The 1,565-nt window shown below is 64.0% G+C and carries 1 protein-coding gene; it reads right to left on the bottom strand.

Annotated elements, in window-relative coordinates; translation table 11 throughout:
• Positions 1–14: 14 nt before the first annotated feature.
• Positions 15–1,565: ABC transporter substrate-binding protein (locus tag J2S76_RS23140; protein ID WP_307064509.1), on the bottom strand; the 1,551-nt coding region annotated here is incomplete at its 5' end.

Raw genomic sequence — 1,565 nt, 5'->3', positions numbered from 1 at the left:
TCAGCCGACCCGCGTCAGTTTTTCTTCGGCGGGGTGGCGGGCCAGGAGCCGATGAGCGTGTCGTAGTCGACGGTCTCGCCCTGCGGCTTCTCGTTGGCGAGCTTGGGCTGCGGGGCGAGGTTGTCCGTCTCCTTGGCCAGCTTGACCCAGTATTCCATCGGGTGCTTGGCGTTCAGCTTCGGGCCGCATTCGCCCTGCACGCCGGAACGCTCCAGGCGCTCCATCACCGATTCCTGCGCGAGCGCCAGCGAGTCCATCGCCGCCTGCGGGGTCTTGGCGCCGGAGGAGGCGTCACCGATCGCCTGCCACCAGAGCTGGGCGAGCTTGGGGTAGTCCGGCACATTGGCGCCGGTGGGCGACCACTGCACGCGGGCCGGCGAGCGGTAGAACTCGATCAGGCCGCCGAGCTGGGGCGCGCGCTCGGTGAAGCTCTTGTCCCAGATGTCGCTCTCGCGGATGAAGGTGAGACCGACATGGCTCTTCTTCAGCGAAACGGTCTTGGAGGTGACGAACTGGGCATAGAGCCAGGCCGCCTTGCGGCGATCGACCGGGGTCGACTTCAGCAGGGTCCAGGAACCGACGTCCTGATAGCCGAGCTTCATGCCGTCCTTCCAATAGGCACCCTTGGGCGAAGGCGCCATGCGCCATTTCGGCGTGCCATCGGCGTTCATCACCGGCAGGCCGGGCTTCACCATGTCGGCGGTGAAGGCGGTGTACCAGAACATCTGCTGGGCGATATTGCCCTGCGCCGGGACCGGGCCGGCCTCGGAGAAGGTCATGCCGGCGGCCTGCGGCGGCGTGTATTTCTTCAGCCACTCGATATACTTGGCGATGGAATAGACCGCCGCCGGGCCGTTGGTGTCGCCGCCGCGCTCGACGGTCGAGCCGGTGGGGCGGCAGCCTTCCATGCGGATGCCCCATTCGTCGACCGGCTTGCCATTAGGCAGGCCGCGATCGCCATTGCCGGCCATGGAGAGCCACGCATCGGTGAAGCGCCAGCCGAGCGAGGGGTCCTTCTTGCCGTAGTCCATGTTGCCATAGACCTTGACGCCGTCGATTTCCTTCACGTCATTGGTGAAGAAATCGGCGATGTCCTCATAGGCCGACCAGTTCACCGGCACGCCCAGATCATAGCCGTACTTGGCCTTGAACTTGGCCTTGATGTCCGGGTTGGTGAACCAGTCATAGCGGAACCAGTAGAGGTTCGCGAACTGCTGGTCGGGCAGCTGGTAGACCTTGCCGTCCGGGGCGGTGGTGAAGGAGATGCCGATGAAGTCCGGCAGGTCGAGCGAGGGCGAGGTCACGTCCTTGCCTTCGCCGACCATCCAGTCGGTCAGCGGCACGGCCTGCTTGTAGCGGAAATGGGTGCCGATGAGGTCCGAATCGTTCACCCACGCATCGTAGATGTTCTTGCCCGACTGCATCTGGGTCTGGATCTTCTCGACCACGTCACCTTCCTGGATGAGGTCGTGGGTGAGCTTGATCCCGGTGATCTCCGAGAACGCCTTGGCGAGAACCTTGGCCTCGTATTCATGCGTGGTGATGGTTTCGGAGACGACGTTGAT

It is taken from the genome of Ancylobacter vacuolatus (assembly GCF_030813595.1).
GTDB classification, from domain to species: domain Bacteria; phylum Pseudomonadota; class Alphaproteobacteria; order Rhizobiales; family Xanthobacteraceae; genus Ancylobacter; species Ancylobacter vacuolatus.
The sequence above is the reverse complement of the archived record's forward strand: the minus strand, read 5'-3'. Positions and strand labels throughout refer to the sequence as shown.